This is a genomic window from Flavobacterium sp. (assembly GCF_036782315.1).
Classification (GTDB): Bacteria; Bacteroidota; Bacteroidia; order Flavobacteriales; family Flavobacteriaceae; genus Flavobacterium.
Genome location: NZ_DAIPZK010000001.1, coordinates 206,273 through 221,046, shown reverse-complemented (window position 1 = coordinate 221,046; position 14,774 = coordinate 206,273). Strand labels below are relative to the sequence as shown.

Below are 14,774 nucleotides of genomic sequence, written 5' to 3'. Positions count from 1 at the left end.
TTATTCTTTTATCTCAAAAAATTGAGCAATTTTTCTATCGTTTGAAAGTCTTGGTAATTTATTTTGTCCGCCTAATTTGCCAATCGATTTCATGTATTCTTGGAAACCGTTTTTTGGAACTTTTGTAATAACTAAAGTTCTTAGCACATTACCTGCAATCAAATCGTCATAATAAACGTTTTGTTTGCGCATAGCAGCATCGATTTTTAATGCGAAATCTTCTAAATTGGTTGGTTCATTTTCAAATTCAATAAACCATTCATGATAAGGTAAACCTTCGGTTGGTGTAATTTGTGGTGCTACGGTGAATTCATTAACTCGAACATCTGTTTCTTCCATTGCTTCTTTTAGTGCCGATTCGACTTCTTTTCCAATAACGTGTTCGCCAAAAGCCGAGATATAATGTTTGATTCTTCCCGAAACAATGACACGATACGGTTTTAAACTCGTAAACTGAATGGTATCGCCAATATTGTATGCCCATAGTCCGGCGTTGGTAGAAATAATTAAAACATAATTTACGCCTAGTTCAACTTCTCCAATCGTGTAGCGTTTTGGATGTTCAGTGAAAAATTCATCCGCCTTAATGAATTCGTAGAAAATTCCAGAGTTCAATAACAGTAACATTCCTTTTTCTTTCTGTGAATCTTGGTAAGCGAAAAAGCCTTCCGAAGCGGGAAATAATTCAATAGAATCTACTTTTCTTCCTATTAAATTTTCGAACTTCGCTCTATAAGGTTCATAATTGACGCCACCGTAAATGAACAAATTGAAGTTTTTAAAGATTTCACCAACTGGTTTGTTTGCTTTTTCCTTCAATTTCTCAAAATACATTTGCACCCAAGACGGAATCCCCGAAATTACCGTCATGTTTTCTTTGATAGTTTCTTCTACAATCGCATTGACTTTGGTTTCCCAATCTTCGATACAATTGGTTTCCCAACTTGGCATGCGGTTTTTTTGTAAATATTTCGGAACAAAATGTGCAACGATTCCGGATAATCTTCCGAGTTTGATGCCGTTTTTTTCTTCTAAAATGGGACTTCCTTGCAAGAAAATCATTTTTCCTGATACAAAAGCAGCTTTTCCAGTTTCGTGAATGTAACTTAAAATCGCATTTCGAGCCGCTTGAATGTGAAACGGCATTGATTCTTTTGTCAACGGAATATATTTGGCACCCGATGTAGTTCCAGAAGTTTTAGCAAAATATAGTGGTTTTCCCTTCCAAAGTACATTTTCTTCGCCTTTTAAGACTTTATCTACATAGTGTTTCAACCCTTCATAATCTCGAACAGGAACTTTTTGAACAAAATTGGAATGATTTTTTATCGAACTAAAATTGTGGTCTTTTCCAAATTGTGTTTGAGCCGCTTCATTGATTAATTCTTGAAACACTTTTTGTTGGGTTTCAATTGGATTATGGACCCATTTTTGAGTTTTGGCGTGAATTCTTTTGGCAAATAACTTGGCCGCAAAAGCTTTTACTGACATGTTAATTGAAATTGATAAATTGGGTTGGATCAATTGGGAAACCATCTTTCCACAATTCAAAATGTAATGTTGCTCCTGAATTTTGCACATTATTTGCATTTCCTGCAAGGGCAATAACTTCGCCTGATCTTACAATATTTCCTTGCGATTTTGTAACCGAAGCGGCATTTTTGTAAACGGATAAAATATCATCTTTATGACGAATAATTACCACATATCCTGAACTTGGCGTCCAATCGGAAAAAATGATGGTTCCAGCTGCTACCGCTTTGATTGGTGTATTATTCGTAAGCGCAATGGTAACGGCTAAATGTTTATTACCCACATTATATTTTTGTAGAATAGTTCCTTGAGCAGGCGGAAAAAGTACAAAACTAACCTTTGGTTTTGAGGTTTCAAAAACGTTGTATTTATCTTCTTTTATTACTTGTTCGCGTAATTCTTTTTCTTTTTCAGTTGGAGAAAGAGTGGATAAATCAAATTCCGAAACATCTAATGCTTTGATTGAATCTTTATTCAATTTTGCGTATTCTAAATCGCCTGTAAGCACCTTTTTTATAGAAGCAATATAAGCATTGTTAATTTTTACCGATTTTTCAAGTGAATCTGATTTTATGGCCATTTCCATAGCATCTTGTTTCAATTTTGAAGAAGCATACCCTGGAATGTACTCTCTTAAAGGTGTAAAAGCAATTATATAAGTGGTAATAAAAATAATAGATATAGCTCCAACAGTTGCCACAACAAAAACATTCATTAAATTTAATTTTAATGAAAAAGTTTCTTCAAAAGTGTCTTCGTTAAGAATAACTAACCTTCTCTTGTTGAATAATTTTCTTAATAAAAGTTGTCTTTTTAGCCTTTTATTAGCCATTTTTAAAACATATTAATTACACAAATATACTAAATACAACGGGTTTGTAAATTGTAATAGCATAATAAATAGTTAAAAATTAATCATTTGTTAATTTCTTTATATCTTTGTACTTTAAATTTATGAAATCATGAATGCATTAGCTATATTTTTAGGAGTAATTGGAGCACCACAAGTTATTTTAATAATTGCAATTGTTTTATTGCTTTTTGGAGGTAAAAAAATTCCTGAATTAATGAAAGGTTTAGGTGGTGGTGTTAAAGAGTTTAAAAACGCAATGAAAGACGACCAACCTGCAAATTCTAAAAAAGAAGAAGAAACAAAAGAAAAAGAATAATTTTTCTTTTCAATATTTAAAATCCCAAACTTTTTGTCATTCTGTCCCGAAACTTCGGGGTTATTTCAGAATTAAAAGTTTGGGGTTTTTTTTAACATCCACTAAAAGGGTGGAATTACAATATCATCGTCAACTGAATTCTCTTTCTAGATTCGTCCACTTCAACGACTTTTACTTGTACATGTTGGTGCATTTTTACCACTTCGTTTACATCCGAAACATAACCTTCTTTTAATTGCGAAATGTGAACCAAACCACTTTCTTTGATTCCTAAATCTACAAAACAACCAAAGGCAGTAATGTTATTCACAATTCCGGGTAAAATCATGCCGGTTTTTAAATCGGAAATAGAGCGAACATTTGGATCGAATTCGAAAATTTTTGCCGCTTTTCTTGGGTCTAAACCTGGTTTTTCTAACTCTTTTAAAATGTCTTTTAACGTTAAAATTCCGATTTCAGATGTGATGTAATTTTCAGGTTTTATTTGCGCGATTTTTTCTTTATTGGCGATTAATTCATTGGTTTTTATGCCCAAATCTTTTGCCATTTTTTCTACAATGGGATAGGCTTCTGGGTGAACAGCCGAATTATCTAACGGATTTTTTCCATCGCGAATTCTGATGAAAGCTGCTGCTTGTTGGTACGCTTTTTCGCCTAAACGTGGTACTTTTTTCAGTTGCTTTCTATCTTCAAAAGGTCCATTTTCCGAACGATAGGTAACAATATTTTCCGCCATTTTTTCACCAATTCCTGATACATAGCTCAACAACGATTTACTAGCAGTATTGATGTTAATCCCAACAGAATTCACGCAACTCATTACGGTGCTGTCTAAAGCAGATTGCAGTTTGGTTTGATCCACATCGTGCTGATATTGTCCAACTCCGATGGATTTTGGATCAATTTTCACCAATTCTGCCAATGGGTCACTTAATCTTCTTCCAATGGAAACCGAACCACGAACGGTTACATCGTAATTTGGAAATTCTTCACGCGCAATTTTACTCGCAGAATACACCGATGCGCCTGCTTCCGAAACCACAAAGACCTGAACAGGTTTATCAAAAGCGATTTTTTTAATAAAAAATTCCGTTTCACGAGAAGCGGTTCCGTTTCCGATAGAAATGGCTTCAATGTTATACGCATTCACCATCGAACGAATTTTTTTCATTGCCATAGCAGTATCATTCTGTGGTGCGTGAGGATAAATGGTTTCATTATTCAATAAATCACCTTTTTCATCCAAACAAACCACTTTACAACCCGTTCTATAACCTGGGTCGATGGCCAAAATTCGTTTTTCACCTAATGGTGGCGCCAACAACAACTGACGTAAATTTTCGGAAAACACATCAATCGCTTTAATATCGGCTTTTGCTTTTGCTTCTTGTAAGGTTTCGTTTGAAATAGCGGGTTCTAACAAACGTTTGTAGCTGTCTTTTATCGCTAATTCTAAATGTTCGGTTGCGTCCGAATTTTTATTTTTGATGATATTCTCTTCGATAAAATCTAGCGCTTCTTCTTTTTCAACTTCAACATTTAACTTCACAAAACCTTCCGCTTCGGCACGCAACATGGCTAACAAACGATGCGATGGCGCTTTGGAAATCGGTTCTGCCCAATCGAAATATTGGGAAAATTTTTGAGCCGCTTCGTCATCCTTTTTAGTTTTAACGACTTTCGTTGAAATTTCAGCTTTTCGTTGGAATAAGCGACGTAAATTTTTACGAATAAAAATGTTTTCATTAATCCATTCGGCAATGATATCGCGAGCACCTTGTAAGGCTTCGTCTTCGTTTTTAACATTCGCATTCAAATATTTCGATGCTAAAAACTCAATATCATCATTTTTTTGACTCATGATGATTTTTGCCAACGGTTCTAATCCGTTTTCACGAGCGACATCGGCTTTGGTTTTTTTCTTCTTTTTATAGGGTAAATAGAAGTCTTCCAACTCCTGTAAATCGAAACTGTTTTCAATTTTGGATTTCAATTCTGGTGAAAGCGCATTTTGCTCTTCAATCGATTTTAGAATGCTTTCTTTGCGCTTAATGATTTCATCAAATTGCTTGTTTAATTTCGAAATAGCTTCGATTTGAACCTCATCTAAATTTCCAGTTTGGTCTTTTCGGTAACGCGAAATAAACGGAATGGTACAATCTTCAGAAAGTAATTTTATAGTAGCTTCAATGCTTTTTGGAGCAATGTTGGTTTGGTTTTGAATGAATTGAATGTTAGTCATTGTAAATAAAAATTGAACTGCTAAAATACTATCTTTGGACAAAATTCTTAGCTTTTGGAAGTACTATTTATTTATTTAATTGTGATAAACAGCCTTTATTTTTTAACTTATGGTTACGATAAATGGCAAGCTAAAAATAATAAAAGACGCATTTCGGAATTCAATTTACTATTATTAGCTGGTATTGGTGGAACTATTGGTGGGATTTTAAGCATGTATCTTTTCAAACACAAAACCAATAAGTTTTCTTTTATTTTGAGTTTCTACGCAATTGCGATATTTCAGGTTGTTTTATTGTATTTCGGAATTCAAAAGTTTAAAAGCTAAACCTATATTTTCAATAACATCTGTTATTAACATACTTTCTTCGCTTTGTGTTTGAAGTGTAATTTCAGCTGCTAATCCGTGAAGATAAACACCTAATTTAGTCGCCTCTAAAGTAGTATAACCTTGTGCTAAAAATGAAGTAATCATACCTGTTAACGCATCACCTGAACCACCTTTTGCTAAACCTGAATTTCCAGTAGTGTTTTCAAAAGTGTGAGTTCCATCTGTAATAAAGGTTTTATATCCTTTTAAAACAATCACACCATTTAGTTCTTTGGCTTTTTGGATGGCTGTATTTCTTCTTTCAGATTCTGAATTGTGTTCACCAAATAAACGGTCAAATTCTTTTGGATGTGGTGTTATAATAAATGGAAAATTAAAATTATTCCAATCGATTTTATATTTCGAAATTAAATTCAATGCATCGGCATCAAAAACAACAGGAAGTTTATTTTCGTACAATTCATAAATGTATTGCAGACTAATTTCATCAACTCCAATTCCAGGACCAATTCCGATAGCATTAAATGGTGACAAATCATTCATCACACAAGAATTGGCATACATTGCTTCGGGAATCGAATTGAAAAGAACATTTTTATTTTCAGGATAAAAAGCTACAGTTAATAACCCAACACTAGAACGCAAGCAAGCTTTCGAAGCAATAATAGCAGCTCCCATTTTATCTGAGCTTCCCGCAATTAATAAAGCATGACCATGGGTTCCTTTGTGAGAATCACATGGTCGCTTTTTATAAATGTTTTTAATACAATTCAAATCTAATTTTATGAGTTCCATTTGAATTGATTTTAAGATTATTGGTTATTTACAAGCGATTTTTTTTACGCGATTAGCGTGTCTACCGCCTTCAAATGGGGTATTTAAAAATGTGTCTACCATTTCAACAGCTTGCTGAATAGAAGTGTAACGAGCTGGAATACTAATAATATTAGCATCATTATGTTGGCGTGCTAAAGCAGCAATTTCTTTCGTCCAACATAAAGCCGCACGAATATCTTGATGTTTGTTAGCAGTCATAGCAATTCCGTTTCCTGAACCGCAAATTACGATTCCTAAATCGGCTTTTTTACTTTCTACATCGTAAGCTACTGGGTGACCAAAATCAGGGTAATCTACACTATCAAAAGTATCTGTTCCATGATTTAAAATAGTGTGTCCGTTTTCTTCTAAATAAGCAACAATTGCTTTTTTATAATCTGGACCAGCGTGGTCGTTTCCAATTGAAATTTTCATGTTGTTGTGTTGTTAAATATATTTTACAAAAGTAATCATTTGTTGTTTTATATTAAATTAGCTTTGTTTATAAAATAATGTGAAAATGAAATTTCAAGGAAAAATATACTCTTTTGGTGAAAATAGTTTAGGTCACGGACCTTATATAGAAATTCCTGAAGCTATTTATCAAGAATTACTAAAAATTACAACTGACAAAAGAGTAAAATGCACTCTAAACAATAAAATTACTGTCAGTAGAGCAATGGCTCCAAAAGGAGACTTTCATTACATTTTATTAAATAAAGAGGTTTTAAAAGAAGCTAAATTATCACTTGGTGACTCGGTTTTAGTGGAACTACAACCCGATGAATCAAAATATGGAATGCCTATTTCAGAAGAAATGGAAGAGGTTTTATATCATGATCCTGATGGAAGTGTTTTATTCCATAAATTAACTCCTGGAGCCCAACGAACTCTTATTCATATTATTAATAAAATAAAAAGTACTAATTTAAAAATTGAACGCAGTTTTGTGATTTTAGAACATCTAAAAAAAACAAAAGGAAAAATAGATTTTGAACTTTTAAAAGAAGATTTTAAAAACCAACGAAACAATATGAAATTTTAATGTATTTCATTAAAAATCAATAGAGTATTTATTTTTTCTATCTTATTTTTATTAAATGTTAACTACTTAGTGCAAATCATTGATAATCAGGTAATCTTAATTTAACAATTATTGTTAACAACTTTAGATAGAAATTTAGAAGTTTTTTTAGGTGGTATTAAAAAAATTTGTAATCAAAAATTGAAATGAAAAAATCAACTAGAGTTATTATTTTTTGTTTGAAAATTATCAATACTTTTTTATGATTTATTAACATTAATTAACAAGTAAACTTATTTACAATTTTATACTAAAACTTAATTTCAACAGTTGTTAATAAGTAGAAATTTAAAAATAAAATAACTAAGATTTTCAATTCATTAAAGAAAAATATCATTGTTAATTAGTTTGTATAACTTAGAATAACTTTTAAAAAAAGGTTTTATTAAAAAACTTATTCCACATATTAACACGCTATAATAACTATCATAAATTAAATTTTAATTAAAAATATTTTTTGTTGTTTTTAATATATGTTGAAAACTTTCAGCTTTTAAAAATTAAACAATTTTTAAATGATCATCTTCGTTTAGTTTTTTTAAAATTTCTTTTACCGTTGCTTCATCGTTTGGATGTACTTTTAATTTGATTCCGCCATAGGCAATTGTAGCAAAAGGATCTATTCCTACAATAGTTTCGTTTTCAAAAAAATAAGCAATGCCTTCTTGTTCTAATAAGTTTTTAATAATTAAAGTTTCGTGTTGGTAGTTAAAAATAGCAACGGTTATAAAGTTTTCCATAAAATGAAATAAAAAAGGATTCACTATGAGTAAATCCTAATGTTTTTATTGAATAATAAATTTTTCTTTTTTTAGATCAACTAGTATTTTTTTTACTAGTTCTGTATTTTGTTTTTCTACTTTCAAAGTAATGTTTCCAAAACCTATACTTTGTAATGGATCAACAGAGACTACGGTTTCATCTTGAATAATGTAGGGAATTTTTTTTCGTTCCAATACACTTCTTAATTTCATTGTTTCTTTTTGGTTGTTAAAAATAGCAACTACTACAAAATCATTCATATCCTTTTCATTTTTCGTTATTATACAAATATACGAAAAGTTATTTTTTCATTAAAAGTTAGAGCTTCTTACTATTTACTTGCAACAATTTCGTAACTTTCAACGATAATTTAGAAAAGATACAATGAGTAAGAAACAAAAAAAATTAGGAAAGAAACCAAAAGATTTTACTGCACAAATATTTAAAATACTTTCAAAAGAACCTTCTAAATCATTTAATTACAAACAAATAGCAGCTATTTTAGAATTAAATGATACCAAAAGTAGAAACGAAATTATTCGTGATTTAAAAATTTTAAAAGCACAAGATAAAATTCACGAAACAGAAATAGGAAAATATCAAATTATTTCTAAAGCTGAATATTATGAAGGTGTTGTTGATATGACGTCACGTAAAACAGGATATTTTGTTTGTGATGAATTAGAAGATGATGTTTTTATTCCGTTTATTAACTTAAATCATGCTTTAGATGGTGATAAGGTAAAAGCGTATATCTATAACAGAAGAAGTTCGCGCAGACCCGAAGCAGAAGTTTTAGAAATTTTAGAACGCGATAAAACAGAATTTGTTGGAGTAATTGATATTCAAAAGAACTTTGCTTTTGTAACTACTGCTAATGCTAAAATGTATACCGATATTTTTATTCCAAAAAATAAAATTGGTGATGCTGAACATGGTGATGTTGTTTTAGTTAAAATGGAAGATTGGCCTAAAAAAGCGGATTCTCCTTTTGGTTCTGTAATAAAAGTTTTAGGAAAACCAGGCGAACATAATACCGAAATTCACGCTATTTTAGCAGAATACGGTTTACCTTATGATTTTCCAATTGAAGTAGAAGCTTATGCAAATAAAATGGATACTTCAATTACAGAAGAAGAAATTAAAAAACGTCGCGATATGCGTGATGTTTTAACCTTTACAATTGATCCAAAAGATGCTAAAGATTTTGATGATGCGTTATCATTTCAAGTTTTAGAAAATGGAAATTACGAAATTGGAGTTCATATTGCTGATGTTTCACATTATGTGCAAGAAGGTACTATTTTAGATGAAGAGGCTTATAATAGAGCAACTTCGGTTTATTTAGTAGATAGAGTAGTTCCAATGCTTCCAGAAGTGTTATCTAATTTTGCTTGTTCGCTTCGACCTCATGAAGAAAAATATACGTTTTCAGCAGTTTTTCAATTAAATAATAAAGCAGAAGTTGTGGATGCATGGTTTGGACGTACAGTAATCTATTCTGACCAACGTTTTGCATATGAAGAAGCACAAGAAATTATAGAAACAAAATCGGATATTATTCCAGCTCATATTTCATTAACTGGTCAAGAATATCATGTTCCAAAACCAATTGTGGAAGCAACTCTTAAAATGGATGAATTAGCTAAAATTCTTCGAAGAAAAAGAATGGCAGCCGGAGCTATTTCGTTTGATAAAGTAGAAGTAAAATTTAATTTGAATGAGAATGCAGAACCTGTTGGTGTGTATTTCAAACAAAGTAAAGATGCGAATCATTTGATTGAAGAATTCATGTTATTAGCAAACAGAAAAGTAGCAGAATTCATTGGAAAACAAAAGAAAACCTTTGTATATCGTATTCATGATGAACCAAATGAAGATAAATTAATAGGATTACAATCGGTCATTTCTAAGTTTGGATATTCAATAAATTTCAAATCGAAAAAAGAAATTTCGAATTCTTTAAACAAATTATTAAATGAAGTTCAAGGTAAAAAAGAGCAAAATTTAGTAGATACGTTAGCTATTCGAAGTATGAGTAAAGCAGCGTATTCAACAGAAAATATTGGTCACTACGGATTAGCGTTTGATTATTACAGTCATTTTACATCACCTATTCGTCGTTATCCTGATGTTATGGCACATCGTTTGTTACAGCATTATTTAGATGGTGGAAAAAGTGTAGATGCTGATTTGTATGAAGAAAAGTGCCAGCATTCATCTAATATGGAAAGTTTAGCGGCTAATGCTGAAAGAGATTCTGTGAAATACATGCAAGTAAAATACATGCAAGATCACAAAGATCAAGAGTTTTTAGGTGTAGTTTCTGGTGTTACCGAATGGGGAATTTATGTAGAAATCATTGAAAATAAATGCGAAGGAATGGTTAGAATTCGTGAAATAAAAGATGATTATTACACGTTTGATGACAAACAATATGCTTTGGTAGGTGAAGTTTCAAAAAACATCATACAATTAGGCGATGAAGTTTACGTTAAAGTAAAAAATGCTGATTTAGTGAAAAAACAATTAGATTTTCATTATTTGAGAAAGAATGAATAGTTTATAATAATTTGTTATCCTGCAAGGTTTTTAAACCCTTGTAGGTATTTATAAAATATGAAAGTAGTTGAATATATAAATAGGAATATTTCAGTTTTTAGTGTTATTTATTTATTACTTTTTGTAATCACAATACATTTAGTTTGGCGAGAATTTAATTTTAATAAAATTTCTTTATATGAAATTTTAGAATTTAAGATTCAATTTTTAATTGTGATACTTATTTTACTTTTCCTTGATTATATTTTTAAAAAATTAATTAAAAATCGATTGATTATAAACCTTTTAGAAATAATTATTTTAATATCAATTTATACTTTTTATTACAATAAATAAATTAAAAATACCATGAAAAATAAATTTTTAACCTTTATAACCTGTTCCATCTTTTCCTTTGGAATAGCTCAAACTGAAAAACAAGTTGGTGATTTTACCAAAGTAACCGCTTTTGATAAAATTGATGTCAACTTGGTGGCTTCAACTGAAAATAAAGTCGTTTTAAGTGGTGCCAACTCTCAAGAAGTGGAATTGGTAAACAAAAATGGTGAATTAAAAATCAGAATGCCTTTAACTAAAATGTTAAGTGGTGATGATGTATCTGCAACCGTTTATTATAAAAAATTAGATGCTGTAGAAGCAAATGAAGGTAGTAGAATTGCATCCAAAGATGAAATTTCTGCAATTAATTTTAATATTATTTGTAAAGAAGGTTCTGAAATTAAACTAACTAATTTACAAGCCGATAGATTACAAGTTCGAGTTTCACAAGGAAGTGTTGTAACTACGAAAGGATCAGTTAAAAACCAAGATATTTTATCCAATTCTGGTGGAAAATATGATGGTCAAGATTGTAAAACCCAACAGACGGTTGTTACTGTAAATGCTGGTGGAATAGCTCAAGTATATGCAACAGATTTTGTAGATGCTAAAACAAGAGCTGGCGGTGAGATCAAAATTTATGGTAAACCAAAACAAATCAACGAAAAGAAAATAGCTGGTGGAACTATTGAGCAAGCTAAATAATAGTAATCAGTGTTCAGTTTTAAGTTGGCAGATTTTTTTCGTAAATTCGTTTTTTATTAAATGCACTGAACACTAATAAATGAATACTGAACACTTGATTTTACAAGATATACTTACCGCAATTCCTTGGGGCCTTTTGTTAGCTTTTTCAATTGGTCCTGGTTTTTTTGTATTATTAGAAACCAGTATTACTAAAGGTTTTAGAGCAGCATTTACTTTTGATTTAGGAATTGTATTTGGTGATATTATTTTCATCCTTATCGCATATTTAAGTACAAATCAACTTTTAGAACAACTTAAAGATAATCCAACTTTGTTTGTTATTGGAGGAATTATCATGTTGGCTTACGGATTGATCTCGTTTATTATGCTGAAACGAAATTTTCAAAAAAAACAAGAAATAGAACAAGACGATGATAACATTCCTAAAAAGAACTATTTCGCTTTATTTTTCAAAGGTTTTTTATTGAATTTCATCAACATTGGAGTATTAGGTTTTTGGATGATGATTATCATTACTTACGGACCACAAATGGAAATGAATACTTCTCGAATTTCTATCTTTTTTGCTGCTATTTTATTCTTTTATTTAGCTTTTGATGTAGCAAAAATTCTATTAGCAAAACAACTAAAACATAGATTAACACCAATTAACATTTACAAAATCAAACGTGTAATTAGTGTAGTAATTTTAATTTTCGGATTGTTTTTTATCCTTCAAGGTTTCTTCCCAAAAGAAAAAGAAATGATCACCAATAAGTTGTTGCCTGATACTGCAGTTTCTGAATAATATTTTCAATGTTTATTATCTTTCACTCGTTTTAGTAAATAATTATTTTTTTCTAATATTTAAAATAAAAAACCTCCTAGTTCCTTAGAAGGTTTTAAAAGAATATTCCGAAGCTTCAGAACGGAATATCTTTAATAATTTTCTTTAAAAAATTAAACAAAAAAAGAGCTACTATTTCTAGTAACTCTTTTGAGGCATTGCCTGGATTCGATATATCTTTTAATTATTTTTTCTAAAAATTATCCATAAAAAAAACCTCCAAGTTTCCTTGAAGGTTTTAGAGGCATCGCCCGGATTCGAACCGGGGTAGACGGTTTTGCAGACCGCTGCCTAGCCGCTCGGCCACGACGCCATTGTTTGAACGGACTGCAAATTTACATTTTATTTCCTCTTTTCCAAAAATATTAAGCATTTATTAAGTACAAATATTTACTTTTAAAGTTTAATTTTGCCCAAAACAAATAGTTGATTAATTATGAAGAATTTACGTTACTTAAAACCCATATTTAGTTTTTTCTTAATCGGTTTATGTATTACTACTATTAGTAGAATTCTTTTATTTTTTGTTTTTAAAGAACGCGTTGTAGCCAATCCAGAATATGGTCAATTATTCTTAATTGGTCTCCGTTTCGATTTAATTCTGTTGAGTTATATTGCTTTTTTACCAGCGGCTTTGCTTTCTTTACTTCCAGATTCGGTTTTAAAATACTTTAAAAAATTCTTCAATTTTTACTTTATTTTCTTTTTGTTCTTGTTTCTGTTAATGGAATTATCAACATTAGATTTTATTAATCAATATGATACACGTCCAAATCGCTTGTTTTTAGATTATTTAATTTATCCAAAAGAAGTGGTGGGAACTTTAATAAAAAGTTATTTACCTTCTTTAATTGTCACTACTATTCTACTTGGTATTGCTTTATTTTTTGCTTTCAAACATGGTAAAAAGATATTTTATCCGTTGGATAGTGCTTATAAAACCAAACTGTTTTTATTTCCTATAGTTGCTTTCTTTTTGTTTTTTGGTGCTAGAGGTAGTTTAACTTCTAAACGTCCAATAAATGCTAGTAATGCTATATTTTGTTCAGATCAAATGACAAATTCATTAGGATTAAATTCCCTTTATACTGTTGCTTTTGCTGCTTATTCAATTAAGAATGAAGGCGATGTTAAAAAATACGGTAAAATGGACGAATTAGAAGCTTATGCTCGTGTAAAAAAATATATGGATGTAACCGAATTTATTCCAGGTGAAGTTCCTTTTTTACATCTTCAAAAACCAGATGAACCACAACCAAAATACAATGTTGTAATCTTTTTACAAGAAAGTTTAGGAGCCGAATATGTAGGATGTTTAAATGGTTTACCTTTAACTCCTCAACTAGATAAATTGTCAAAAGAGGGTTTATTATTTACCAATTTATATTGTACTGGAACTCGAAGTGTAAGAGGAATTGAACAAGTAACAGCTGGTTTTTTACCTAATCCTTCTGAAAGTATTGTAAAATTAAGTGGTTCTCAACAAGGTTTTTTTACGTTAGCCGATGCTTTTGGGCGTCAAAATTACGACACTAGTTTTATTTATGGCGGAATGGCTAATTTTGATAATATGGCTTCTTTTTTCAACGGAAACGGATTTAAAAACATCATAGATGAAACTGATTTTGATAAAGATGGAAAGAAATATGCCTTGAAAGGAACATGGGGTTACAGCGATGAAGATTTAGCTGTTAAAGCAAATGAATATTACAAAAGCTTAGGGAACAAACCTTTCTTTTCTTTGATGTTTTCAACTTCTAATCACGAACCATTTGAATTTCCTGATGGTAGAATTGATTTATTTGAACAGCCAAAAAATACGGTTAATAATGCTATGAAATATGCTGATTTTTCTATTGGTAAATTCTTCGAATTAGCGAAAAAAGAAGCTTATTACAAAAACACAATTTTTGTTGTTATTGCCGATCACAACACTAGAACGTATGGCAAAAATTTAGTTCCAGTAAATAAATTTCATATTCCTGCTTTAATTATTGCACCTAATGTTGAAAAAGGAATTACCTATGATGATTTAGCAAGCCAAATGGATATTCCATCAACAGTTTTGGCTTTATCAGGAATCACTACTAAAACACCAATGCCTGGAAGAAACTTGATAAAATTACCAAAAGGAACAAAAGGAAGAACTATAATGTTGTTCCATGAAACTTATGCTTTCAGAGTTGAAGATGATATTGTTATCTTGAATCCAAATGCCAAACCGTTACAGTTTAAAGTTAAAAGTGATTCCGAATTAATTCCAGTGGCTTTAAACGAAGAATTAGCTAAAGATGCACTTGCGCATATTGTAGCATCGAGCAATTTGTACAAGAAAAGAGTTTATAAAATTGATTAAAAAAAGCTTTATTGTCATACTGAACTCGTTTCAGCATCTAAAAAAGAATCGGATGTTAATTCCGATTC

General features: G+C 30.6%; 14 protein-coding genes and 1 tRNA gene. 7 read left to right on the top strand and 8 right to left on the bottom strand.

Going from position 1 to position 14,774, the window contains the following annotated elements:
* Complete coding sequence (locus tag V7P59_RS00930; RefSeq protein ID WP_333807768.1) at positions 1–1,491, bottom strand: GH3 auxin-responsive promoter family protein; 1,491 nt, start codon at positions 1,489–1,491, stop codon at positions 1–3.
* A gap of 1 nt (position 1,492) precedes the next feature.
* Positions 1,493–2,365 (bottom strand): murein hydrolase activator EnvC family protein, encoded by an 873-nt coding sequence (locus tag V7P59_RS00925; RefSeq protein WP_333807766.1) that lies wholly within the window; start codon positions 2,363–2,365, stop codon positions 1,493–1,495.
* 130 nt (positions 2,366–2,495) lie between these two features.
* Here V7P59_RS00925 and tatA point away from each other — a divergent pair, with 130 nt between their 5' ends.
* A complete protein-coding gene (gene tatA / locus V7P59_RS00920) occupies positions 2,496–2,702 on the top strand; it encodes a twin-arginine translocase TatA/TatE family subunit (protein WP_333807764.1) in 207 nt (68 codons plus the stop codon).
* A 115-nt stretch (positions 2,703–2,817) separates the two neighbouring features.
* Here tatA and V7P59_RS00915 read toward each other — a convergent pair whose 3' ends face one another.
* A complete protein-coding gene (locus tag V7P59_RS00915) occupies positions 2,818–4,944 on the bottom strand; it encodes a Tex family protein (RefSeq protein ID WP_333807762.1) in 2,127 nt (708 codons plus the stop codon).
* 54 nt (positions 4,945–4,998) lie between these two features.
* On the opposite strand from V7P59_RS00915, the gene V7P59_RS00910 reads away from it, so the two are divergent.
* Positions 4,999–5,271, top strand: a complete 273-nt coding sequence (locus V7P59_RS00910; protein ID WP_333807760.1) for a DUF1294 domain-containing protein — start codon at positions 4,999–5,001, stop codon at positions 5,269–5,271.
* Here the strand turns inward: V7P59_RS00910 and V7P59_RS00905 are convergent.
* On the bottom strand, positions 5,236–6,069 hold the full coding sequence (locus V7P59_RS00905; RefSeq protein WP_333807758.1) for an NAD(P)H-hydrate dehydratase: 834 nt from the start codon (positions 6,067–6,069) through the stop codon (positions 5,236–5,238). The genes V7P59_RS00910 and V7P59_RS00905 overlap by 36 nt on opposite strands.
* Positions 6,070–6,093: 24 nt before the next feature.
* Positions 6,094–6,525, bottom strand: coding sequence for a ribose 5-phosphate isomerase B (rpiB, locus tag V7P59_RS00900; RefSeq protein ID WP_333807756.1), 432 nt, complete (start codon positions 6,523–6,525; stop codon positions 6,094–6,096).
* 85 nt (positions 6,526–6,610) lie between these two features.
* Between rpiB and V7P59_RS00895 the strand changes: the two genes are divergently transcribed.
* On the top strand, positions 6,611–7,135 hold the full coding sequence (locus tag V7P59_RS00895) for a DUF1905 domain-containing protein (RefSeq protein ID WP_333807754.1): 525 nt from the start codon (positions 6,611–6,613) through the stop codon (positions 7,133–7,135).
* A 539-nt stretch (positions 7,136–7,674) separates the two neighbouring features.
* On the opposite strand, the gene V7P59_RS00890 is transcribed toward V7P59_RS00895, so the two are convergent.
* On the bottom strand, positions 7,675–7,914 hold the full coding sequence (locus V7P59_RS00890; protein WP_333807752.1) for a DUF2007 domain-containing protein: 240 nt from the start codon (positions 7,912–7,914) through the stop codon (positions 7,675–7,677).
* A 45-nt stretch (positions 7,915–7,959) separates the two neighbouring features.
* Entirely contained in the window at positions 7,960–8,196 is a 237-nt protein-coding gene (locus V7P59_RS00885; RefSeq protein WP_333807750.1) for a hypothetical protein, read from the bottom strand.
* Positions 8,197–8,320: 124 nt separating this feature from the next.
* Here V7P59_RS00885 and rnr point away from each other — a divergent pair, with 124 nt between their 5' ends.
* From rnr to V7P59_RS00870, 3 genes are all read left to right on the top strand, one after another.
* Positions 8,321–10,498 (top strand): ribonuclease R, encoded by a 2,178-nt coding sequence (rnr, locus tag V7P59_RS00880; RefSeq protein ID WP_333807748.1) that lies wholly within the window; start codon positions 8,321–8,323, stop codon positions 10,496–10,498.
* Positions 10,499–10,846: 348 nt separating this feature from the next.
* The gene (locus tag V7P59_RS00875; protein ID WP_333807746.1) at positions 10,847–11,521 is read left to right on the top strand and encodes a head GIN domain-containing protein; all 675 of its coding nucleotides are present in this window, start codon (positions 10,847–10,849) and stop codon (positions 11,519–11,521) included.
* Positions 11,522–11,618: 97 nt separating this feature from the next.
* Positions 11,619–12,311: a LysE family translocator gene (locus tag V7P59_RS00870; protein ID WP_333808098.1), complete on the top strand. Its 693-nt coding sequence runs from the start codon at positions 11,619–11,621 to the stop codon at positions 12,309–12,311.
* A gap of 281 nt (positions 12,312–12,592) precedes the next feature.
* Here V7P59_RS00870 and V7P59_RS00865 read toward each other — a convergent pair.
* Positions 12,593–12,663: transfer RNA gene (locus V7P59_RS00865), tRNA-Cys, on the bottom strand.
* A 123-nt stretch (positions 12,664–12,786) separates the two neighbouring features.
* Here V7P59_RS00865 and V7P59_RS00860 point away from each other — a divergent pair.
* A complete protein-coding gene (locus V7P59_RS00860; RefSeq protein WP_333807743.1) occupies positions 12,787–14,706 on the top strand; it encodes an LTA synthase family protein in 1,920 nt (639 codons plus the stop codon).
* Positions 14,707–14,774: the final 68 nt, after the last annotated feature.

Bases quoted from the DNA above. Each gene is read 5' to 3' on its own strand.
- V7P59_RS00860 (WP_333807743.1), top strand. From the start codon at position 12,787: ATGAAGAATTTACGTTACTTAAAACCCATATTTAGTTTTTTCTTAATC.
- V7P59_RS00885 (WP_333807750.1), bottom strand. From the start codon at position 8,196: ATGAATGATTTTGTAGTAGTTGCTATTTTTAACAACCAAAAAGAAACA.
- rnr (WP_333807748.1), top strand. From the start codon at position 8,321: ATGAGTAAGAAACAAAAAAAATTAGGAAAGAAACCAAAAGATTTTACT.
- tatA (WP_333807764.1), top strand. From the start codon at position 2,496: ATGAATGCATTAGCTATATTTTTAGGAGTAATTGGAGCACCACAAGTT.
- V7P59_RS00905 (WP_333807758.1), bottom strand. From the start codon at position 6,069: ATGGAACTCATAAAATTAGATTTGAATTGTATTAAAAACATTTATAAA.
- rpiB (WP_333807756.1), bottom strand. From the start codon at position 6,525: ATGAAAATTTCAATTGGAAACGACCACGCTGGTCCAGATTATAAAAAA.
- V7P59_RS00890 (WP_333807752.1), bottom strand. From the start codon at position 7,914: ATGGAAAACTTTATAACCGTTGCTATTTTTAACTACCAACACGAAACT.
- V7P59_RS00930 (WP_333807768.1), bottom strand. From the start codon at position 1,491: ATGTCAGTAAAAGCTTTTGCGGCCAAGTTATTTGCCAAAAGAATTCAC.
- V7P59_RS00895 (WP_333807754.1), top strand. From the start codon at position 6,611: ATGAAATTTCAAGGAAAAATATACTCTTTTGGTGAAAATAGTTTAGGT.
- V7P59_RS00915 (WP_333807762.1), bottom strand. From the start codon at position 4,944: ATGACTAACATTCAATTCATTCAAAACCAAACCAACATTGCTCCAAAA.
- V7P59_RS00925 (WP_333807766.1), bottom strand. From the start codon at position 2,365: ATGGCTAATAAAAGGCTAAAAAGACAACTTTTATTAAGAAAATTATTC.
- V7P59_RS00875 (WP_333807746.1), top strand. From the start codon at position 10,847: ATGAAAAATAAATTTTTAACCTTTATAACCTGTTCCATCTTTTCCTTT.